A 20,087-nucleotide genomic window follows, 5' to 3' on the forward strand; every position below is an offset into this window, starting at 1 on the left:
TGTCAGAGACGCGCGCGCACCTGCCCCATGAAATCCTCACCACGCTGCTCAAAATTGTCATACTGATCGAAACTTGCCGCCGCCGGGGCCAGAAGGACAACGTCGCCCGGCTCAGCCTCTTTCATCGCCTGCGCCACGGCCTCGGCCATGGTGGTGCAAACCTCTGTTTCGACCTTTGCGATCCCCATGGCAAACGCTGCGGCCTCTCGGCCGATCACATAGGCCTTGCGCACATGCGAAAGACCGGGTGCGAGAGCGTCGAGCCCGCCCTCTTTTTGCAGACCACCGCAGATCCAGCGGACATTATCAAAGGCGAGAAGCGCCTTGAGCGCGCTGTCCACATTCGTTGCCTTGCTGTCATTGACAAACGCCACGCCGGCTTTTTCAGCGAACCGCTGACTGCGATGGGGCAAGCCCGGATAGCTATGAAACCCGGACTCGATCACTCGCGGCGCAAAGCCCAAGGTCCGGCAAGCGGCATACGCGGCACAGGCATTTTGGTGGTTATGCGTGCCCGGCAGTCCGATAATGGGGCGCAGGTCTATGGAGCCCACCTGCTTGCCCCGACGATATTCGGACAAGAACCCCTTGCGCGCGGAGACGGTCCAACCCGGACCGGAGAGCTTGCGTGCAACCGACACTCGGATCACCCGATCGTCGCCCGGCCCCTCGGCCATCTGCCCGGCGAGATACGATCCCTCGGCCTCGTCGACGCCAATCACCGCACGATCCGGCCCGCCTTCGGCAAAGAGCCGGCGCTTGGCTGCGAAATAGCCACCGAGACCCGCGTGCCGGTCCAGATGATCTGGCGAAAGATTGGTGAACACCGCGACATCAGGCGTCAAAGCCCGTGCAAGCTCTGTCTGATAGCTGCTGAGTTCAAGGACGATAACACCGCCATCCCCCGGCGGGTCTATATCGAGCACCCCGCGCCCGATATTACCGGCCAGCTGCGCGCCGCGTCCGGCCTCTTGCAGAACATGGTTAATCAGCGCCGATGTGGTGGATTTGCCATTGCTGCCCGTTACCGCGATCACCTTGGGTGTCACATCGAAACTGTTCCAATCATCGGTCGCCAGTGACCGGAAAAAAAGGCCGATGTCGTTGTCCACCGGCACACAGGCATTCAGCGCAGCAGAAACGACCCGATTGGGAGAGGGGTAGAGGTGCGGGATACCGGGGCTGACGACAAGCGTGGCAACGCCGTGAAACGCATCTGCTCGTGTCAGATCGACAATGGCAAAGCCCTCTGACTGCGCTGCATCGCGCGCCGTTTCGATATCATCCCACGCCAGCACGTCGGCCCCGCCTGCGCGCAGGGCGCGTGCCGCCGAAAGGCCGGAACGGCCCAACCCGAGGACTGCGACCTTTGCCCCGGAATATCCCCTGACTGGTATCATTCCGCCCCCTTTTGGACCGTTTCCAGCTCTTGGCGCCCCAAGCACGGCACGCATTCAGCTCATAGAGTGAGAATGGTCGATCCTGTTGTCTGCCGACCTTCCAGTGCACGATGCGCGTCGGCTATGTTGTCGAGCGGAAATGTCTGTCCAATGTTGACCTTGACCGCTCCACTCTCGATCTTTTCAAAGAGATGGCGTGCCATGGCCTGACAGCGGGCGTGATCCGCCAGAAAGGTAAAGAGCGTCGTGCGCGTCAGCTTCAACGAGCCCTTTCCTGCCAGCGTCAAAAGGCTCACCGGCTCGACCGGACCCGAGGCATTGCCGAAGGACATCATCATGCCCAATGGCTTGAGGCAATCGAGCGAGCGGTCAAACGTGTCCTTTCCGACCCCGTCCATCACCACATCAACCCCTGCGCCGTCCGTCAGAGCCTCGACCTCAGCGACGAAATCCTTGTCACGATAGTTGATGCAGGCCGTTGCCCCATTTTCGCGCGCAAGCTGACACTTGTCGTTCGTTCCTGCGGTGCCGATCAGGTTGATCCCCTCGGATCGCGCCCATTGACACGCAAGAAGCCCCACGCCTCCGGCAGCCGCGTGAAAGAGCACGGTCTGACCTTGCTCGAGCGGCCATACCCGATGAAAGAGATATTCAACCGTCATGCCCTGCAACATGATCGAGGCCGCATCCTCAAAAGAAATCCCGTCCGGCAGCGGGCAGACCTGCGCGGCGGGCATGACGCGCGCCTCGGAATAGGCGCCCGGCGGAGTGGCGGCATAGGCAGCGCGATCGCCTTCCTTGAGATGCGTAACGCCCTCGCCCACCGCCTCGACGATGCCCGCCGCCTCCATGCCCAGCGCATGTGGCAGGGTGAGCGGATAGAGACCGGTGCGCTGATAGACATCAATGAAATTGAGACCACAGGCCTTGTGCCGGATTCGGATTTCGCCCGGCCCCGGCTCGCCCACGTCCCTATCAACGAGTTGCAATGCCTCGGGACCGCCTGCCTGTTCGATTATAACCGTGCGTGCCATTTGCTTCCGTGCTCCCTTTTTGTGACGATGCGGTATTTGGCGCATGTCCGTTGCGGCGAATTAAGTGCACTTCCAGCTGGAAAGCAATGCCTTGCCTGTCACACGCGCCCCAGACGCCGCGCAGCACAGTATCCTTGGCCAGTCCCCTGTGCGGCGACAAAACGGGCATTCCGGAGCCCTCTCAAACACACAGCCGTTGTCCGGTACAACAGGAGACGGAGAAACCGCGAATGGTATCGCAAAATTGGCACGCACCCAAACAGAGCGGAACGCAGTGGCGTTGTTTTTTGATTTGGGCGATGCGGCAAGCAGATGGGCGGAACGGCTCGTGTCCAGCCGCAAGTCGCATTTGAAATCCAATACTTCGATCACAAAGCCCGCAAAGATCAGGACGTCCGAGGCCGGTTTGGTCGCGGGACGCCCTAAGTCAAGAAGGCTCTAGTCGGGATTGGCGACATATGTCGATCTCGGAAAGATGGCGGCAAGCCTGCTTTCGTTGTGGAATACTCGCTTGCAGCACGAATTCCGTATGCGGCTATCAGCTCATTCCCAAGGCTTCTTTGTAGAGCTGCAATACCGCCTCTTGTTCGGCAACTTCATCGCTGTCTTTCTTTCTCAGACTAATCAGGGTGCGAAGCGCTTTTTGATCGTATCCGCGCGCCTTGCTTTCCGCAAAGACCTCTTTGATCTGATCTGCGATATCCTTCTTTTCCATCTCGAGACGCTCTATGCGTTCTACGAATTGGCGTAGCTCGTCTGCGGTCACTTTGTAGGACGACATCTCGTTTTGTTGGTCCATTCGGAACTCCGGTTTGATCTCAATTTGTCGGCGCCGAGACTACGTTTTCAAAGCATATGTCTTCCAAACAAAGCGTTCGTCTTTCGCGTGCGATACACTTGACTGAAGATAAGTGTAGTTCCGCAGCTTTGCCTGTGAGTGACCTATTCTTGTTGTTCGGCAGGGCTCTTCTATTCGACGTCAAGACGCCCGAACCTCGCGATGACCTGGCGAAGTGAGGCCGCAGTACCGCGATCACTGCTAACGGAATTCACCTCATTCATGGCCTGCTCTCCGGGCGGTTGGGGGCTTCTGCCTACCGCTGTGTCAGGGGTGGTGCAAGCGTGTTCTGTCGCGGCAGCTTGCATTGCGGTGCAATTTACTCTAGCGCCACCACCGTGACGCTGTGGGAGCAAGCGATGGATATTCTGATCTGGTTCGGGGCCGCCCTCTCTCTCGCCGGGCTCGTTGCGCTTGCATGGTGCATCGTTACCGTCTGGAAAGCGCGTAAGACCGCGCAATCTGACGAGGCGCTGCGTGCGGCCATACAAAAGGTCGTCCCCCTGAACACCGGAGCACTGTTGCTATCGGTATTCGGCTTGATGATGGTGGTTGTGGGAATTTTGCTCGGCTAGGCGGAACGTCACTCAGGTCGCGGCGATAGCAGCAGCCCGCCCAAAGAACCCGTCACCGTTCTTGACCATGTCCACAAGTCTCTCGGGCGGTGTCCAGATTGGCAATCCGAGTGGGGCAAGTGCCTTCATGTCATTGAGAAGCGCCAGAAGACCACGCTGATCCGCCGCGAAAAGCGGACCACCATGCGCGCGTTCATACCCGTACCCGCGCACCATGATAACGTCGATATCCGAAGCACGCTGGACCGCACCGCGCTCCAACAGCCTTAAAGCCGTACCAACGAGCGCGGCGTGCAGCGCATGGCGCGGCGGCACTTTACCCAGAATGTCAGATGGATCTCGTCCGGGTCCGGCCATCCCTTTTGGCGGACGGGGCCCATCGGACGGATGATCGTAAAACCCGCGTCCGACCGCACGCCCTTTCGCCCCCTTTGCCAGCCGCTCTGAAAGCGGATCATCGGGGCCGGGTTGCCGACAACCGAGCCAGTCAGACACGATGCGAAGCCGCTCTGCGACAGATGGCAGCCCCTCCTGATCCATCATCAGAAACGGCCCGGCCCGCAGCCCAAGACGCAGCGCCGCCTGATCGACCCTGAGAGGCGTCATGCCTCCACGCACCATTTCCAGCGCGGCGAGGCACAGCGCACCCATCATAACGTGCCCCAGCCCCGGGCCCGACGCAGGCTGCGCCGCGCGCACCGGCATGCAGCGCAGATCCGCGCAAAACCGCGCGAGGCTCGCGACACGTCCTTGGTCTGCGTCGCCAGACACTGCGATCTCGGTCAGTCGCAACCGGTGAGCCGGGCGATAGAACCGCAACCCGAGTCTCGCTCCGGCAAGGCCGCCGCCGGAATCGAGCGGCACGACGAATCCCGTCGCCGTGTCAGCTGCGCCTCGCGCATTCAGTTCCAGATCGGCGGTGGCCTCGCCCCCGGCCTCTTTGAGGCAGCCCAAACGCGCGGCGCATGTCGCCTCGTCAATACGGCCCTGCTTGACCATGCCTTCAAGCGCGGACCGCGCCGCTGCGGGGACATCCGGGGCATCCGATTGCACATCACGCCCCGCCTCGATCAGCGCCAGCGCGACATCGCCAAGCCCTTCGCCCCGCAGCAGGACCTTGCGCAAAGCGCGCGCCTGACCATTCCGCAGCTCCGGCATGCCGCCGGCGCGGCGTTCGGCGGCGTAGACATGGCGCTGCGCCCGCGCGTCGGGGCTACGCAAGCGATCCTCAAAAAGCGTTTCTTCAAATTCAAGCCCCTGCGCAAATGGCAAAAGCTGCGCCGCTTCGACTGCGCGCAGGATATCGCCAGCAGCCCCACCCGACCCCTTGAGGTGCTCTGCTACCGCAGCGATAGCACGCTGATAGCCCATCGGATCCGACAGACCGCGCTCGGTATCACAGCTGCACGGCCACTCACCTTGTACCGCCAGACCGGTCGCCAGTTTTATCGCCGCCGCGATCGGATCCTGCGCTGTCACCTGGGCAAAGAGCCTGCGCAAACGCCCATCGGACGCCGTGACAGTCTGCCCGCTCAGCATCAATTCCAGCGCGACCTGAGCTCCGACAAGACGCGGCACGCGCTGTGTCACGCCTCCACCCGGCATCATTCCGAGACTGATCTCTGGCAGGGCGAGTCGAGCGTCCGACCGCGCGACGCGCGCATGCGCCGCCAGTGCCAAGGCAAAACCGGCGCCAAAAGTCGCACCATGCAAGGCAGCAACCACCGGTTTTGGAAAATTTTCTATTCTAAGGCAAAGCGCACCGATCCATGGGGGGGCAAGGGCTTCCTCATATTCGGTCAGATCCACACCGGACGAGAATCCGGCCCCGGCCCCTGCCAACACGACCGCGCGGACATCGGCATCCTCAGCAACGGCATCCAACGCCGCCAGCAGATCCCGTCGCAAATCAGGGGCGAGCGCGTTTGCAACGGGGCGATCCAATCGGAGGACCGCGACCCCGTCCACAATGTCCTGAGTCACTTGTGCCGTCAAAACGCCCCACCACGCCAAATACCGTTACGCCACAATTACTACGAAGAAAATCTGCATGCGCAAGCTTTTGGCGGTAAAGGCTGCAGGTTTCACACGGGCATGTTGTCGAACTGCGCTTCAATCGCCTCACAAAGCAATGTCTCGTGCAGGCGCTTGGTCTTGTCGGGCACGGCCACACCTTCAGCGCGCATAAGCTCGATCAATTGGCGCAGCTCAGGCTCGAAGTGATAGCGCGTTTCGACGTGGGTTTGCCCGATCTGATCGTGCAGCCGGTCCAACTCTGCTTTTATTGGTCTCATGATCCCTCTCCCTGACGACACTACAACCATAACGTGTCAGCCACCTGTCGACCATACCGTAACTTCAAATCGTGATGTTCAAATGACGCACGTCATGACATCCGCGCGGCACAGGACCGGCAAACCGGAGTTTCCGGCAGAATGTCGAGGCGGTCGGCAGAAATCTGCTCGCCGCAGACGCTGCAAAGACCGAAGCTGCCCTGACGAATACGCTCCAGCGCAGCGCGAATGCGCGCAACCTCCTCTTGTCCGTGCTGCCCGAGAAGTTCCAGGACCTCATCACCTTCACCCTCGATGGCGGCCTCGTCCCAGTCCTTGGATTTGGGCGCGTCCAGCTCATCCTCAATGGCATGCAGCCGCTTGTCCAACTCTCCCAGCCGCCTCATGAGGACGGCGCGATAATTCCGCTCTTCCAGCATGTCGATCCTCCATTTTGGACCCAAGGTAGCAGTAACGGTGTCCAGATGCCTTGATGCAGGTCAATAGCGGCCCATCGCCATGGACCCCCTACCCCATACAGCCCCGAATCAGACCGGTTCCCGCATATCGGGCGGCGCGCTGTAGGTTGTGATCTCGGCGCGAGACGGCGAGGCATGGCTGTTGGTCACGTCCGGCGAGGGCGGGTCAATCGGGGCATCCAGCGGCGACACAGGAGAGACTGTCGACGGCGAAGGCACGGGACCATCTGCGCCTCGCGTATCGGCGCGCGCGCCATCAGGCAAAGGTCCGGCCCCGCCCGCGATCAAACGCAGGGCCCGCCATCCATTCATCTGACCGAGTCGCGCCGTGGCCACCAAGTGCCCCTTGGGCCCCAAAAGTTCAGTCTCGCCAATCGCCTCGCGCGGAACCGGCACCAGATCACCGATCTTGAAGGCCCATACATCCCGCAGGGGAATACGAAGACGCGCCATCGCCGCGTCGAGAACCAATGGCGCATTGATCACAACGTTGCCCAACCCGACCGGTCCATCACCCGCCACGGTTGCGTCATCTGTCGGTATGCGAGGCGAGATATCCACCGGCAGTAACACATCTAGGCGTCCAGTCTTGATCCCCGGTCCAAGATCGACATTGAGCCGCAGAACGTCGAATTCTGGGGCCAGTAGAAGCAAGGCGAGCGCTCGCGTATCCTCGACCATATCACCAAAGCTGAAACCACGGGGCCGATACCCGGCAACCGCATCACGCATCTGCGCGTCAACTCCGGCAAGGACCGCATCTATCAGAGGCGCGACCATCGCCGCGTCCGTGCGCGTGGGCACGCGCGGACGGGCCACGCCGGGATGTACAGCGCCGGTTGTCTGAACCTCGATCAGCGCCGCCAGAAACTGAGTGTCGAGACAGAGAGCCCCTCGAGCAGCGCCCGCGCCATCCAGCAAGACAAGCAAGCCCTGCTCGCTCAACGCGCCACTGATATCCGCCAAGCCAACGCGGGTCTGCTCGATCGTCACAACGGTCATCGCCAAATCAAAGAGCGCATCGGCCTCACGCGCCAGAGACAGGCGCAGTGCCTTGGCTGGCGTCATCTCACGCGACTCAAAGCCGTCGCGCGCCGCCTTTGCCTTGCGCTGAATGATCGAACTGTGATCCTGCGACCCCATGCGCCCGCCTTTGCCCCTTTCTGAAGCTCTCTGAGGGAGAGTAGCGGGCGTTTGGTTACGATTTCCTTTAGAGCTGGACGGCTTACTGTGCCGCCAGCCGCATCTCCAGAGGCAGGCTCACACGAAACGCCGCGCCTTTCTGACCGGGCAGATAACTGACCGAACCACCGAGCCGGGCCATGATCTCGCGGCAGATGGCAAGGCCCAGCCCCGCACCACCAGCTTTGGTCTCGCCGATGCGCGAGAATTTCTCGAAAATCACGGCCTGCTGCTTGGCCGGGATGCCTGAGCCGTTATCGGAAAAATCAAGCACCAGTTGCCCATCAGTGATCGTGGGGCGAATCGTCAGGACGGGCGGTTGCCCGTCGCAATATTTGCGCGCATTGGCAATGAGGTTGATGAACACCTGCGCCAGCCGGTCGAGATCACTGGTCAGTTCCACATCTTCGGCAAGGCGGTCGCGCACAACCCTGAGCGCGCCCCCCTGCACGCCCGCCGCACGCTCGGCCCGGTCCAGAAGGTCGTCCAGACGTCCGGTTTGCGTGTTCAGCACAACTTGACCGTTTTCCAGCACGCTCAAATCAAGCAAATCATCGAGAAGCCGCGTCAGGCGCACGGCCTCGTCGTGGATGATCGAGGCGTATTTGCTCTGCTCTTGCGCGCTCAGATCCCCAGTATCGCGCAGGATCTCGGAAAACGCGCGGATCGACGTCATCGGCGTGCGTAACTCATGGCTGATCTGGCTCAGAAAGCCGTCTTTTTGCACGGATATCTGCGTTAGTTTCTCATTCGCTTCGCGCAATTGCCGCGCGGTGCGTGCCAATTCCTGGCTCTTGGCCTCCAATTGACTTGAATATTCCATGATCTGCGCGGTCTCGTCGGCCACCGCCATCAGATCCTCGACCGAGACCGCCGCGCCACCGACGATCTGGCTGATCATCGCATGCGCCGTCGCCGCCCCCACTGACCCCGAGAGCACACGCTCCAGCTCTTGCAGGAAATCGGGGCTGGGTTCGGGCAGATAGCCCGCCACGCCTTGCCGCTGCGCGGCGGCGGCAAAGAGCGCCTGCGCCTCGCGCGCGCCCATTATGCGCTGCGACATGATCAGCAGGTCCTCGCTCTGCGCCATGCCCCCGGTCCAGCCGCCGGGCGTGCCGGAATGATCGAACACATTGACGAATTGCGCGCCCTGCAACCGCTCCAGCGGTTGTGGAAAGCTGAGCAGCGAGCCCGCCACGAAGACACTGGTATTGATCAACATCGACCACATCACCGCATGCACGACCGGATCCATCCCCTCGGCCCCGAACAGCGCATAGGGGCGCAGCCATGTCAGCCCCCAGAGCCCGTGATCAAAGACCGATTGCGGCAGGATCAGCGAAGGGCCGAAACTGGGCAGGAACAGGCAATAGAGCCACACCGCCGCCCCGAGGCTCAGCCCCAGAAGCGCACCGGTCTTGGTGGCCCCGCGCCAGAACAGCCCCCCCATCAGCGCCGGCAGAAACTGCGCCACCCCGACAAAGGCGATGAGGCCGATCGCCGCCAGCGCCGTGCCACCGCCCGACAGCCGGAAATAGAGATACCCGAGGAACACCACCCCCGCGATGCTCAGCCGCCTTGCCAGCAGCGCCACGTTGCGCACATCGCCCGAGACCATCGCCGCACCGCCCGAGAAATGCAGCCAAATGGGCATGACCACATGGTTCGACACCATGGTCGAGAGCGCGATGGCCGCGACGATCACCATCGAGGTGGCGCTCGAGAACCCGCCCAGAAAGGACAGGATCGCCAGCCCGTCGCGCCCGTCCATCAGCGGTAGTGTCAGCACGAAGAGGTCAGGATTGGCCCCCTCGGGCATCATGTCGAGCCCGACGGCGGCAATCGGGATTACAAACAGGCTCATCAGCATGAGATAGGCGGGAAAGGCCCATACGGCGGTGCGCAAATGATCCTCGTTCTCGTTCTCGACCACCATGACCTGAAACATCCGCGGCAGACACAAAAACGCCGCCCCCGACAGCATTGTCAACCCGACCCAGCGCGCGCTCGACACCTCAAAGCGCGCAATCTCCGACGCCTCGATCCTGTCGAGAGTGCCCGCAATGCCATCCGCCAACCCCCAGACCACGAACACCCCGACAGCGAGCAGCGCACAGAGCTTGACGACGGCCTCCATCGCGATGGCCATGACCACGCCGTGATGACGCTCGTTGGCATCGAGGTTGCGGGTACCGAAGAGGATAGTGAACAGCGCCAGCCCCATCGCTACCCAGAGCGCGGTCGACTGCATGTCGGGCAAGGTGGTGGCCGCGAGATCAGTCTCGGCAAAGGCGGCAAAGGACAGTGTCACTGATTGCAGTTGCAGCGCGATATAGGGCGTGGTGCCGATCACGGCGAGCACCGTCACCAGCACCGCCAGCAGGTTCGACTTGCCATAGCGCGATGAAATCAGGTCGGCGATCGAGGTGATGCGCTGACTGCGCCCGACCCGCACGAGGCGGCGCAGCGTCCACCACCAGCCGATCATCACCAGCGTCGGGCCGAGGTAGATCGTCACGAATTCCAGGCCCGAGCGCGCAGCAAACCCGACTGCGCCGTAAAACGTCCAGGCGGTGCAGTAGATCGACAGCGACAGCGTGTAGACAAGGGGCGAGGCCAGCCAGCTGCCCCGTCCTTGCGCCGCCGCACGATCCGCGCCAAAGGCCACCACGAAGAGCAGCACCACATAGAGCACGCAGACTAAAATGAGGACGTTGAGGATCGCCATTAGCCCTCCTCGCCGTCCGTAAGATCCTCTTCAATGTCACTGGCACGCAGGTGGCGCGAGATCACGCCCGATATCGCCACCAATACGGCCCAAAGGCCAAAAACATAGAACATGGCTTCCGCCGTGCCGAGAGCGCGAGCGCCGCCCTTCCACAAAAGGGGAACGCAAAACAGAACGCCCCCAAGCACTGGCAAGAGCCGCGCACCATCGGCGAGACGGCGACGCCGATAGGTACGCCGCGCCAGAAAGACCGGGCCGCGCTCGGGGTTCATGCCCCCACCAGATCACGCACCGCCGCCAGAACGTCGGCATTGGAGAACGGCTTGGTCATGTATTGGCTGGCGCCTGCGCGTTCGGCCATCTCGCGATCCTTCGTCTGGCCGCGAGCCGTCAGCATCAGCACGGGTGTCGCCGCGAAATCCGCATCCACCCGGATTTCAGCGAGGATATCGAAACCGCTCTTGCCCGGCAGCATGACGTCCAGAATGATAAGGTCAGGTTCGCGCAGACGCACCGCCTCCATCGCATCATGCCCGTTGGAATGGGTCTTCACGTCCCAGCCATCCCGCGACAGGATAAAACTCACCGCCTCGATTATATTCGGCTCATCTTCGATCAGCAGAACCTTTTTCCCCATGCAACCGGCCTCCCCTCCGATGCGTGCGTCGCTAGACGCCCCGCGCAACTATTCCCAATCTCACGGCCCAAGTCAAAAGCCCTCTGCGATGATTGACGGCTCACGCCGTGCCACGCAGTCCTTAATGGGGCAAATCCGGCAACTCACACCCAACTCTCGCACCTTGCCAGCCGTCTCTCCCGGATCGGGTAAGAGCAACATATGCGCCAAGGTCAACGGAGGATGCTCAAAGCTGACGGGCCCTGTGGGAACGGCAACGGCAAACGCCTCCACGACCTCGCCGCCGCGTCCAGCCTGGCGCAAACGTAGCCGTGTCGGGCGCTGTGGCTGGCCAAGAACCTGGAAAAGCGGCCAGAGCGCGCAGGCGCCCGCGATACGCGGCATCGCGAACCCGTCTAACGGCTTGCGCAACAGGAATGTGCCCGAGGTGTCGCAAACCACCAGACCGACTGGTCCAACCTCAGCCTCCGGCAAGGTCGCGAGCCGCCGAAAAACGCACGCCATGTCGGCCCCGGTCGCCTCAGCCAACTCTGCCGGCTTCAACCCGATGGCCTCGATATGTGACAAGAATGCACGTTTAGGAAGCGCGCGGGCATCGTCAAGATATCGCGAGAGAACATCACGGGTAAGGCTCTGGGCCGGACTGGACATGCCCTGCGCGGCAGCCGCTTCCACGAGCCGCGCTACATCGCGTGGCCCCGCCATATCGCGCTCCAGCTCTGCCACATGATGCTCACGTGCCGCGAGATAGGCGTGCATTTCATCCTGAGGCGACTGCACTTCGGCCTCTTTGTTGGGCGCCGCTTCGAGATAACGCACAAGCGCCTGAGCGCCCTCAGTCAACCGGGCACTGTCTTCATTGATGTTGCGGTGAAAGCGCGCCTGCCATTCCGGTTCCAGCGATTCGGTTTCTACAAGAATCGACGATGTGGAACGAATCGCAGTCACGGACGAAATCACCTCGTGAAGCGAATCGGCCAGAAAGGGATCATGCGCAAGCCGGTCCGTGAGGGTCTCGATGGTACGCTCAAGGGCCTGGTTGCGGCGACAGAGCTCATTCAAAAGGCTCGCCCAGCCGGGAAAACGCCCCGCAAACTCCTCGATCCTGCTGAGTTCCGGGCCTTCGCCGTCAGGCTCGCCCGCCGCCTCGCGCAGCCCGGCAAGCAAGGTGGCCTCCGCACCGTCAGAGAGAAGCGACGGCTCTACATCCAGCACTTCAGCCAGTTTCAACAGGGTCTTGCCACCGATTCTACGGTGGTTGTGTTCGATCAAATTCAGGTAAGAGGGCGATATTCCGGCCTGTCGCGCAAGATCGGACTGCCTGATTCCGCTCAACACCCGACGTTCACGTATGCGGGTACCGATCATGAGCCGATTCGGCATTAGAAATTTCCCTTTCACTCGTTGATCTTGCTGCGCCTGCGCGAGAATTTTTTTACAACGTACGCGCCCATTCTGTCTATAAGTTTACAAAAAAATTGTTCTGGAAAAAGCAGTTGTTGCGTAATTTTCTAGGCCTCCCTCATACTTGAACTGCACGGTTGTGCGCAGGGGAGGCGCAAGAGGAGGCCCTTCCCGCGATTTTCATAATGGGAGGAATCCATGTCCAAATCGAACCTGACGCGTCGGGGTCTGATCAAGACCAGCGCCATCGCCGGGGCCGGCGTCGCGCTGCCGACGATCTTCACCGCATCCAGCGCCGCGGCCTTCACCAACGAGCCCACCGGCGGCTCGGTGACGCTCGGCTTCAACGTGCCGCAGACCGGACCCTACGCCGATGAGGGCGCGGACGAGCTTCGCGCGTACGAGCTTGCGGTCGAGCACCTCAACGGTGGCGGCGACGGCGGCATGATGAACACCTTCAGCTCCAAGGCGCTGCAAGGCAACGGCATCATGGGCAAGAAGGTCGAGTATGTGACCGGCGACACCCAGACCAAATCCGACGCCGCGCGCGCATCGGCCAAGTCGATGATCGAAAAAGACGGCGCGATCATGATCACCGGCGGCTCGTCCTCGGGCGTGGCTGTAGCCGTGCAGGGCCTCTGCCAAGAGGCGGGCGTGATCTTCATGGCGGGTCTGACGCACTCCAACGACACCACCGGCAAGGACAAGAAGGCCAACGGCTTCCGCCACTTCTTCAACGCCTACATGTCAGGTGCCGCTCTGGCTCCGGTGCTCCAGAGCCTCTACGGCTCGGACCGCAAGGCCTATCACCTGACCGCCGACTACACTTGGGGCTGGACACAGGAAGAATCGATCGTCGCCTCGACCGAGGCCTTGGGCTGGGAGACCGTCAACACGGTCAAGACCCCGCTCGCCGCGACCGACTTCTCGTCCTACATCGCGCCGGTTCTCAACTCGGGTGCCGATGTTCTGGTCCTGAACCACTACGGCGGGAACATGGTCAACTCGCTGACCAACGCCGTGCAGTTCGGCCTGCGCGAAAAAGAAGTCAACGGCAAGAACTTCGAGATCGTCGTGCCGCTTTACTCGCGCCTGATGGCACGTGGTGCGGGCGAGAACGTGAAGGGCATTCACGGCTCGACAAACTGGCACTGGTCGCTGACCGACGATGCCTCCAAGGCGTTCGTCAAATCCTTCGGCGAAAAATATGGCTTCCCGCCCTCTCAGGCGGCGCATACCTGCTATTGCCAGACCCTGCTCTATGCGGATGCCGTCACCCGTGCGGGCAGCTTCAACCCCTGCGCCGTGGGCGAAGCGCTCGAAGGCTTCGAGTTCGACGGTCTGGGCAACGGCAAGACGCTCTATCGTGCCGAAGACCACCAGTGCTTCAAGGACGTGCTCGTTGTGCGCGGGAAAGAGAACCCGACCAGCGAATTCGACCTCCTCGAAGTGGTCGAGGTCACACCCGCCGCACAGGTCACCTACGAACCCGATCACCCGATGTTCGCCGGCGGCGAGCTTGGGGCCTGCAACCCGGGCGCGTGACCTGACGTGACTGACCGGTCGCGCGCACGCCGCGCGCGGCCGCTTCCCCTGGCGGTTCGCTTTCGCACAAGAAGACCAGCATCGCCTCTAACCCATGGGTGGGAACAATGGACGCAATCATTCTTCAAATTCTCAACGGGCTCGACAAGGGCTCGGCCTATGCGCTCATCGCGCTTGGCCTGACGCTGATTTTCGGCACGCTCGGGGTCGTCAATTTCGCCCATGGCGCACTGTTCATGATCGGCGCGTTCTGCGCCGTCACGCTGTCTCGTATCCTCAACCTCAGCTACGAGACGATCGACCCGAACAAGACCGACTTTCTCGGCAACCCCGCCAAGGTCAAGACCACCTATGTCGAGGACTGGCTCGGTCCCGATATGGGCGGCGCGATCATAGACTGGGCGGTGCCGCTCGCGATCCTGTTCTCGATCCCGGTCATGGTCGCCATCGGCTTTGTCATGGAACGCGGGCTGATCAAGCATTTCTACAAGCGTCCGCATGCCGACCAGATCCTCGTGACCTTTGGTCTTGCCATCGTGTTGCAGGAGATCATCAAGTATTTCTACGGGGCCAACCCGATCCCCACCGGCGCGCCCGACGTGTTCCGCGGCTCGTTCGATTTCGGGGTGATGCTGGGCTTTGATCCCAATGCGATCATCTACCCCTACTGGCGTCTGGTCTATTTCGCCTTCGCCGCCGTGATCATCGGCGGGGTGTTCGCCTTCCTGCAATTCACTACCTTCGGGATGGTTGTCCGCGCCGGCATGGCCGACCGCGAAACGGTGCAGCTTCTGGGCATCAACATCGACAAACGCTTCACCATCATGTTCGGCATCGCCGCCGCCGTGGCCGGGCTCGCCGGGGTGATGTACGCACCGATCAACTCGCCGAATTATCACATGGGCATGGATTTCCTGGTGCTGAGCTTCGTCGTCGTGGTGGTCGGCGGCATGGGCTCGCTGCCGGGCGCAGTGCTTGCGGGCTTCCTTTTGGGTGTGCTCGAAAGCTTTGCCTCGATGAACGAAATCAAGTCGATTCTCCCCGGTATCGACCAGATCATCATCTATCTTGTGGCCATCATCATTCTGCTGACCCGTCCGCGGGGCCTGATGGGCCGTAAAGGCGTGATGGAGGAATAAGACAATGCTCGGACTGAATAAAAGAGACTTCTCGCTGCTGCTCATCGTCGCCGTTCTGGCATTGGGCGCGCCCTTCATCCTCAACCCGTTCCCCACCGACAGCGCGATGGCACAGTTCAACGCGGGCTACCCGGACCTGATGCAGCGCTTCGCGATCTACGGGATCTTTGCGATTGGCTTTAACATCCTCTTCGGCCTGACCGGCTATCTCAGCTTCGGTCACGCAGCCTTTCTCGGGGTGGGCAGTTATTCGGCGGTGTGGATGTTCAAGCTGCTCAGCATGAACGTCATCCCCGCGATCCTGCTCAGCGTGATCGTCGCCGGGCTGTTCGCGCTGCTCATCGGCTTTATTTCGCTGCGCCGCTCGGGCATCTATTTCGCCATCTTGACGCTCGCCTTCGCGCAGATGAGCTTCAACCTCGCCTATTCGGTCCTGACCCCGATCACCAATGGCGAGACCGGCCTGCAACTGACGCTCGACGATCCGCGCATCCTCGGTGTCAGCCGCACAGCCGACGGCTCCATCCCGGTCACTAACCTCTTCGGGATGGAAATGCGCGAGTTCTCGACGCTGAATGTGGGCCATTGGTCGTTCGATTTCTCGGTCGGCTACTATGTCTGCGCGGTGTTGATGCTGCTCAGCTTCTACATCGCGATCCGCATCTTCCGCTCGCCCTTCGGCATGATGCTGCGGGCGATCAAGTCGAACAACACGCGGATGACCTACACCGGCCTCAACGCGCGTCCCTATGCCCTCGCCGCCTTCGTGATCTCGGGCATGTATGCCGGGCTTGCAGGCGGGCTTCTGGCCTCGATGGACCCGCTGGCAGGTGCCGAGCGCATGCAGTGGACGGCATCAGGCGAAGTCGTTCTGATGACCATCCTCGGCGGCGCTGGCACATTGATCGGCCCGGTTCTTGGCGCGGGCTTCATCAAGTATTTCGAGAACATCTTCTCGAAGATCAACGACAGCGTTCTGCATAGCTGGTTCAGCTTCATGCCAGACGGGATCGAGAACCTGTTGGTGACCCTAGTGCATCCCTTCGTCGGCAAGGGCTGGCACCTCACGCTCGGGCTGCTGTTCATGCTCGTCGTGATCTTCCTGCCCGGTGGCCTTGTCGAAGGTGGCCAGCGCATCGCACGGCTCTTCCGCCGCAAGAAGCCGGATGACGCCAAGAAATCCACCCAATCGACCCCCGCCGAATAAGGAGCGCAGGACATGGGCATTCTCGAAGTCAAGAACGTCAACAAGCGCTTCGGCGGGTTGCAGGCGCTGGGGGACGTGAACCTCAGCGTCGCGGAAAACTCGGTGCATGCGATCATCGGGCCGAACGGGGCGGGCAAGTCAACGCTGCTCAACGTGCTGATCGGCAAGCTCATCCCCGACACCGGCTCGGTCATGTTCCAGGGCCAGTCAGTGCTGGGGCGCAAGCCCTACGAGATCAACCAGATGGGCATCTCCCGGGTGTTCCAGACGCCGGAAATCTTCGGCGATCTCACGGTGCTGGAAAACATGATGATCCCGATCTTCGCCAAGCGCGACGGTGTATTCCGGATGCATGCGCTCGAAAGCTCGCACAATGAGAACGAGATCATTGATCAGGCCGAGGCGATGCTCGAAGACCTCAACCTCCAGGATCAGCGCCACATGCATTCCGCCTCGATGTCGCGCGGCAACAAGCGGCGTCTGGAAATCGGCATGTGCCTCGCGCAAACCCCCAAATTGCTGCTGCTCGACGAGCCGACGGCGGGCATGGCGCGGGCCGATACCAACAACACCATCGACCTCTTGAAACAGATCAAGGACGAGCGCGACATCACCATCGCGATCATCGAACACGACATGCATGTCGTGTTCTCCCTCGCCGAGCGGATCACCGTTCTGGCGCAGGGCAGCCCGCTGGTCGAGGACACCCCCGAAAACATCAAGGGCCACCCCAAGGTGCGCGAAGCGTATCTTGGCGAAACGGCGGCCTGACAGGAGCGCGGATCATGAACGTCAAACCCGACTTTTCCAAAGGCAGGAACTACGCCGAAACCGCCCCCGCCTTCCTCTCGGTGTGGAACATGGAGAGCTATTACGGCGAGAGCTACATCGTCCAGAACATCTCTTTCAACGTCCACGAGGGCGAAATCCTCGCGCTTCTGGGCCGCAATGGCGCAGGCAAGACCACGACCCTGCGCTCGATTGCCCGGATGGACAGCCCTCAGGTCACGCATGGCGAGATATGGCTCGACCACCAGCCGCTCCACAACATGAAAAGCCACGAGGCGGCGGCGGCCGGTATCGGCCTCGTGCCCGAGGATCGCTGCATCATCTCCGGCCTGACCGTCGAGGAAAACCTGCAACTGGCGCAGATCGCCCCGCCGATCGGCTGGTCCATCGACCGCCTCTACGAGCTCTTCCCCCGCCTCGCGGAGCGCCGCAAGCAAGAGGGCACGACGCTTTCGGGTGGCGAACAGCAGATGCTCGCCGTGGCCCGCGCCCTTGCGCGTGACATCAAGGTGCTGCTGCTGGACGAGCCCTATGAGGGCCTCGCCCCGGTGATCGTCGACGAGATCGAGAAAACCCTGCGCATCATCAAGGAGCAGGGCATCACCACTATCCTCGTCGAACAGAACGCCGTGCGCGCACTGGAGCTTGCCGACCGCGCCGTGATCCTTGACACTGGCGGGATCGTGTTTGACGGTACGGCAGCGGAAGTGCTCGATAACGAAGAGCTCCGCTCCGAATATCTGGCCATCTGAGGCCGGAACGCCCGCTCTTGGCTGTTTCTCCCTGTAACGAACGGGGCGGGCCCGAATTTTTATCGACCGCAGACAGCAAGGGTTTGTTCAAATGTCCGACACCACCTACCCCCCCTCCGCAGAGTTCGCGGCAAACGCCCATGTGGACGCCGCGAAATACAAGGAAATGTATGCCGCCTCGGTCAATGATCCGGTGGCGTTCTGGGGCGAGCATGGCAAGCGGATCGACTGGATCAAGCCCTACACCCGCGTCAAGGACGTGAATTACGACTTCGGCAATGTCTCGATCAAATGGTTCGAGGACGGCACGCTCAACGTCGCTGCCAACTGCATCGACCGCCATCTCGAGGCGCGCGGCGACAGCACCGCCATCATCTGGGAGCCGGACAATCCCGAGGATGCGGCGCAGCACATCACCTATCGAGAGCTGTACGAGAACACCTGCCGCATGGCCAACGTCCTCAAGGATATGGGTGTGGGACGCGGCGACCGCGTGGTGCTCTACCTGCCGATGATCCCCGAGGCGGCCTATGCGATGCTCGCCTGCGCCCGGATCGGCGCGATCCATTCCATCGTCTTCGCGGGCTTCTCGCCCGACGCGCTCTCGGCTCGGATCAACGGCTGTCAGGCCAAGGTCGTCATCACCGCAGACGAGGCGCCGCGTGGCGGGCGCAAGACGGCGCTCAAATCCAATACCGACGCGGCGCTGCTGCATTGCTCGGACAAGGTGAAATGCCTGGTCGTCAAGCATACTGGTGGCCAGACCACATGGATCGAGGGGCGCGATCACGACTACAACGCGCTGGCCGGCGACGCCGCCACCGATTGCCCGCCCGAGGAAATGGGTGCCGAAGACCCGCTTTTCATCCTCTACACCTCCGGCTCGACCGGTCAGCCCAAGGGCGTGGTGCACACCTCCGGCGGCTATCTCGTCTTTGCCGCAATGACGCAGGAACTGGTGTTCGACTATCACCAAGGCGACGTGTTCTGGTGCACCGCCGATGTCGGCTGGGTCACCGGCCACAGCTATATCGTCTACGGGCCCTTGGCCAATGGCGCGACCACCCTGATGTTCGAGGGCGTGCCGACCTACCCCGACGCAAGCCGCTTCTGGCAGGTCTGCGAGAAACACAAAGTCAACCAGTTCTACACCGCCCCCACCGCCATCCGCGCGCTGATGGGGCAAGGCACCGAATATGTCAGCCGCTGTGACCTCTCGTCGCTCAAGGTGCTGGGCACCGTGGGCGAGCCAATTAACCCGGAGGCGTGGAACTGGTATAACGACAACGTCGGCCAGGGCCGCTGCCCCATCGTCGACACCTGGTGGCAGACCGAGACCGGCGGTCACCTGCTGACCCCCCTGCCCGGCGCCATCCCGACAAAACCCGGCAGCGCCACGCTGCCGTTCTTCGGGATCGAGCCGGTGGTGCTGGAGACGGAATCGGGCAAGGAAATCACCGATACCGAAGCCTCCGGCGTGCTGGCCCTCAAGGACAGCTGGCCGGGGCAGATGCGCACCGTCTGGGGCGATCACGAGCGCTTCGAGGCGACATATTTCCAGCAATACAAGGGCTATTACTTCTCCGGCGACGGCTGCAAGCGCGACGCCGACGGCTATTACTGGATCACAGGCCGCGTCGATGACGTGATCAACGTGTCGGGCCACCGCATGGGAACCGCCGAGGTCGAATCCGCCCTCGTGGCCCATGCCAAGGTCGCCGAGGCGGCGGTGGTGGGCTATCCGCACAACATCAAAGGGCAAGGCATCTACGCCTATGTCACCCTGATGAACGACGTGGAACCGACCGAAGAGTTGCGCAAGGAACTGGAAGCCTGGGTTCGCACCGAGATCGGCCCGATCGCCAAGCCCGACCTCATCCAATGGGCCCCCGGCCTGCCAAAAACCCGCTCCGGCAAGATCATGCGCCGTATCCTGCGCAAGATCGCCGAGGACGATTACGGCTCGCTTGGCGACACGTCAACCTTGGCCGATCCGGGTGTCGTGGACGAGTTGATCGAAAACCGGATGAATCGCGGCTAAGAACCGTTTGAGGTAACGAGTATCGCCCCGCAGGCCCCGCGCCTGTGGGGTTTTTCGTATATTG

18 protein-coding genes are annotated in these 20,087 nt (G+C 61.7%); 7 read left to right on the forward strand and 11 right to left on the reverse strand.

Annotation, left to right across the window (positions count from 1 at the left end; all coding sequences use genetic code 11):
* Positions 1-2 precede the first annotated feature (2 nt).
* From murD to Q0X85_RS04865, 3 genes are all read right to left on the reverse strand, one after another.
* Complete coding sequence (gene murD / locus Q0X85_RS04855) at positions 3-1,400, reverse strand: UDP-N-acetylmuramoyl-L-alanine--D-glutamate ligase (RefSeq protein ID WP_297769751.1); 1,398 nt, start codon at positions 1,398-1,400, stop codon at positions 3-5.
* A gap of 59 nt (positions 1,401-1,459) precedes the next feature.
* Positions 1,460-2,434, reverse strand: coding sequence for a quinone oxidoreductase (locus Q0X85_RS04860; protein WP_297769754.1), 975 nt, complete (start codon positions 2,432-2,434; stop codon positions 1,460-1,462).
* A gap of 538 nt (positions 2,435-2,972) precedes the next feature.
* A complete protein-coding gene (locus Q0X85_RS04865; RefSeq protein WP_297769757.1) occupies positions 2,973-3,233 on the reverse strand; it encodes a DUF2312 domain-containing protein in 261 nt (86 codons plus the stop codon).
* A 398-nt stretch (positions 3,234-3,631) separates the two neighbouring features.
* Between Q0X85_RS04865 and Q0X85_RS04870 the strand changes: the two genes are divergently transcribed.
* Entirely contained in the window at positions 3,632-3,847 is a 216-nt protein-coding gene (locus tag Q0X85_RS04870) for a hypothetical protein (RefSeq protein ID WP_297769760.1), read from the forward strand.
* A 12-nt stretch (positions 3,848-3,859) separates the two neighbouring features.
* Here the strand turns inward: Q0X85_RS04870 and Q0X85_RS04875 are convergent, their stop codons facing one another.
* From Q0X85_RS04875 to Q0X85_RS04910, 8 genes are all read right to left on the reverse strand, one after another.
* Positions 3,860-5,830, reverse strand: a complete 1,971-nt coding sequence (locus Q0X85_RS04875; RefSeq protein ID WP_297769763.1) for an enoyl-CoA hydratase-related protein — start codon at positions 5,828-5,830, stop codon at positions 3,860-3,862.
* 101 nt (positions 5,831-5,931) lie between these two features.
* Positions 5,932-6,141, reverse strand: a complete 210-nt coding sequence (locus Q0X85_RS04880) for a hypothetical protein (protein WP_297769765.1) — start codon at positions 6,139-6,141, stop codon at positions 5,932-5,934.
* A gap of 92 nt (positions 6,142-6,233) precedes the next feature.
* Positions 6,234-6,560 carry a TraR/DksA C4-type zinc finger protein gene (locus Q0X85_RS04885; protein ID WP_297769767.1) on the reverse strand — a complete coding sequence of 109 codons (327 nt, stop codon included), beginning with the start codon at positions 6,558-6,560 and terminating at the stop codon, positions 6,234-6,236.
* 108 nt (positions 6,561-6,668) lie between these two features.
* Complete coding sequence (locus Q0X85_RS04890) at positions 6,669-7,742, reverse strand: FliM/FliN family flagellar motor C-terminal domain-containing protein (protein ID WP_297769768.1); 1,074 nt, start codon at positions 7,740-7,742, stop codon at positions 6,669-6,671.
* A gap of 82 nt (positions 7,743-7,824) precedes the next feature.
* Positions 7,825-10,509, reverse strand: coding sequence for a sensor histidine kinase (locus Q0X85_RS04895; RefSeq protein ID WP_297769769.1), 2,685 nt, complete (start codon positions 10,507-10,509; stop codon positions 7,825-7,827).
* On the reverse strand, positions 10,509-10,781 hold the full coding sequence (locus tag Q0X85_RS04900) for a hypothetical protein (RefSeq protein WP_297769770.1): 273 nt from the start codon (positions 10,779-10,781) through the stop codon (positions 10,509-10,511). Before Q0X85_RS04900 ends, Q0X85_RS04895 begins: the two co-directional genes overlap by 1 nt.
* Positions 10,778-11,146: a response regulator gene (locus tag Q0X85_RS04905; RefSeq protein ID WP_297769772.1), complete on the reverse strand. Its 369-nt coding sequence runs from the start codon at positions 11,144-11,146 to the stop codon at positions 10,778-10,780. The genes Q0X85_RS04900 and Q0X85_RS04905 overlap by 4 nt, the downstream gene beginning before the upstream one ends.
* A 72-nt stretch (positions 11,147-11,218) precedes the next feature.
* Entirely contained in the window at positions 11,219-12,529 is a 1,311-nt protein-coding gene (locus Q0X85_RS04910) for a helix-turn-helix domain-containing protein (protein ID WP_297769775.1), read from the reverse strand.
* Between the two features lie 219 nt (positions 12,530-12,748).
* Here Q0X85_RS04910 and Q0X85_RS04915 point away from each other — a divergent pair, with 219 nt between their 5' ends.
* The 6 genes from Q0X85_RS04915 to acs all read left to right on the forward strand — a co-directional run bounded on the left by Q0X85_RS04915 (position 12,749) and on the right by acs (position 20,023).
* Entirely contained in the window at positions 12,749-14,095 is a 1,347-nt protein-coding gene (locus Q0X85_RS04915; protein WP_297769778.1) for a substrate-binding protein, read from the forward strand.
* 107 nt (positions 14,096-14,202) lie between these two features.
* Positions 14,203-15,234: a branched-chain amino acid ABC transporter permease gene (locus Q0X85_RS04920; protein ID WP_297769781.1), complete on the forward strand. Its 1,032-nt coding sequence runs from the start codon at positions 14,203-14,205 to the stop codon at positions 15,232-15,234.
* Between the two features lie 4 nt (positions 15,235-15,238).
* Positions 15,239-16,441: a branched-chain amino acid ABC transporter permease gene (locus Q0X85_RS04925; RefSeq protein ID WP_297769783.1), complete on the forward strand. Its 1,203-nt coding sequence runs from the start codon at positions 15,239-15,241 to the stop codon at positions 16,439-16,441.
* A 12-nt stretch (positions 16,442-16,453) separates the two neighbouring features.
* Positions 16,454-17,212: an ABC transporter ATP-binding protein gene (locus Q0X85_RS04930; protein WP_297769786.1), complete on the forward strand. Its 759-nt coding sequence runs from the start codon at positions 16,454-16,456 to the stop codon at positions 17,210-17,212.
* 14 nt (positions 17,213-17,226) lie between these two features.
* Entirely contained in the window at positions 17,227-17,982 is a 756-nt protein-coding gene (locus Q0X85_RS04935; RefSeq protein WP_297769789.1) for an ABC transporter ATP-binding protein, read from the forward strand.
* A gap of 91 nt (positions 17,983-18,073) precedes the next feature.
* The gene (acs, locus tag Q0X85_RS04940; RefSeq protein ID WP_297769791.1) at positions 18,074-20,023 is read left to right on the forward strand and encodes an acetate--CoA ligase; all 1,950 of its coding nucleotides are present in this window, start codon (positions 18,074-18,076) and stop codon (positions 20,021-20,023) included.
* The last annotated feature ends 64 nt before the right edge of the window (positions 20,024-20,087 follow it).

Origin of the sequence: uncultured Roseovarius sp. (assembly GCF_947259555.1) — a bacterium.
Lineage (GTDB): Bacteria > Pseudomonadota > Alphaproteobacteria > Rhodobacterales > Rhodobacteraceae > Roseovarius.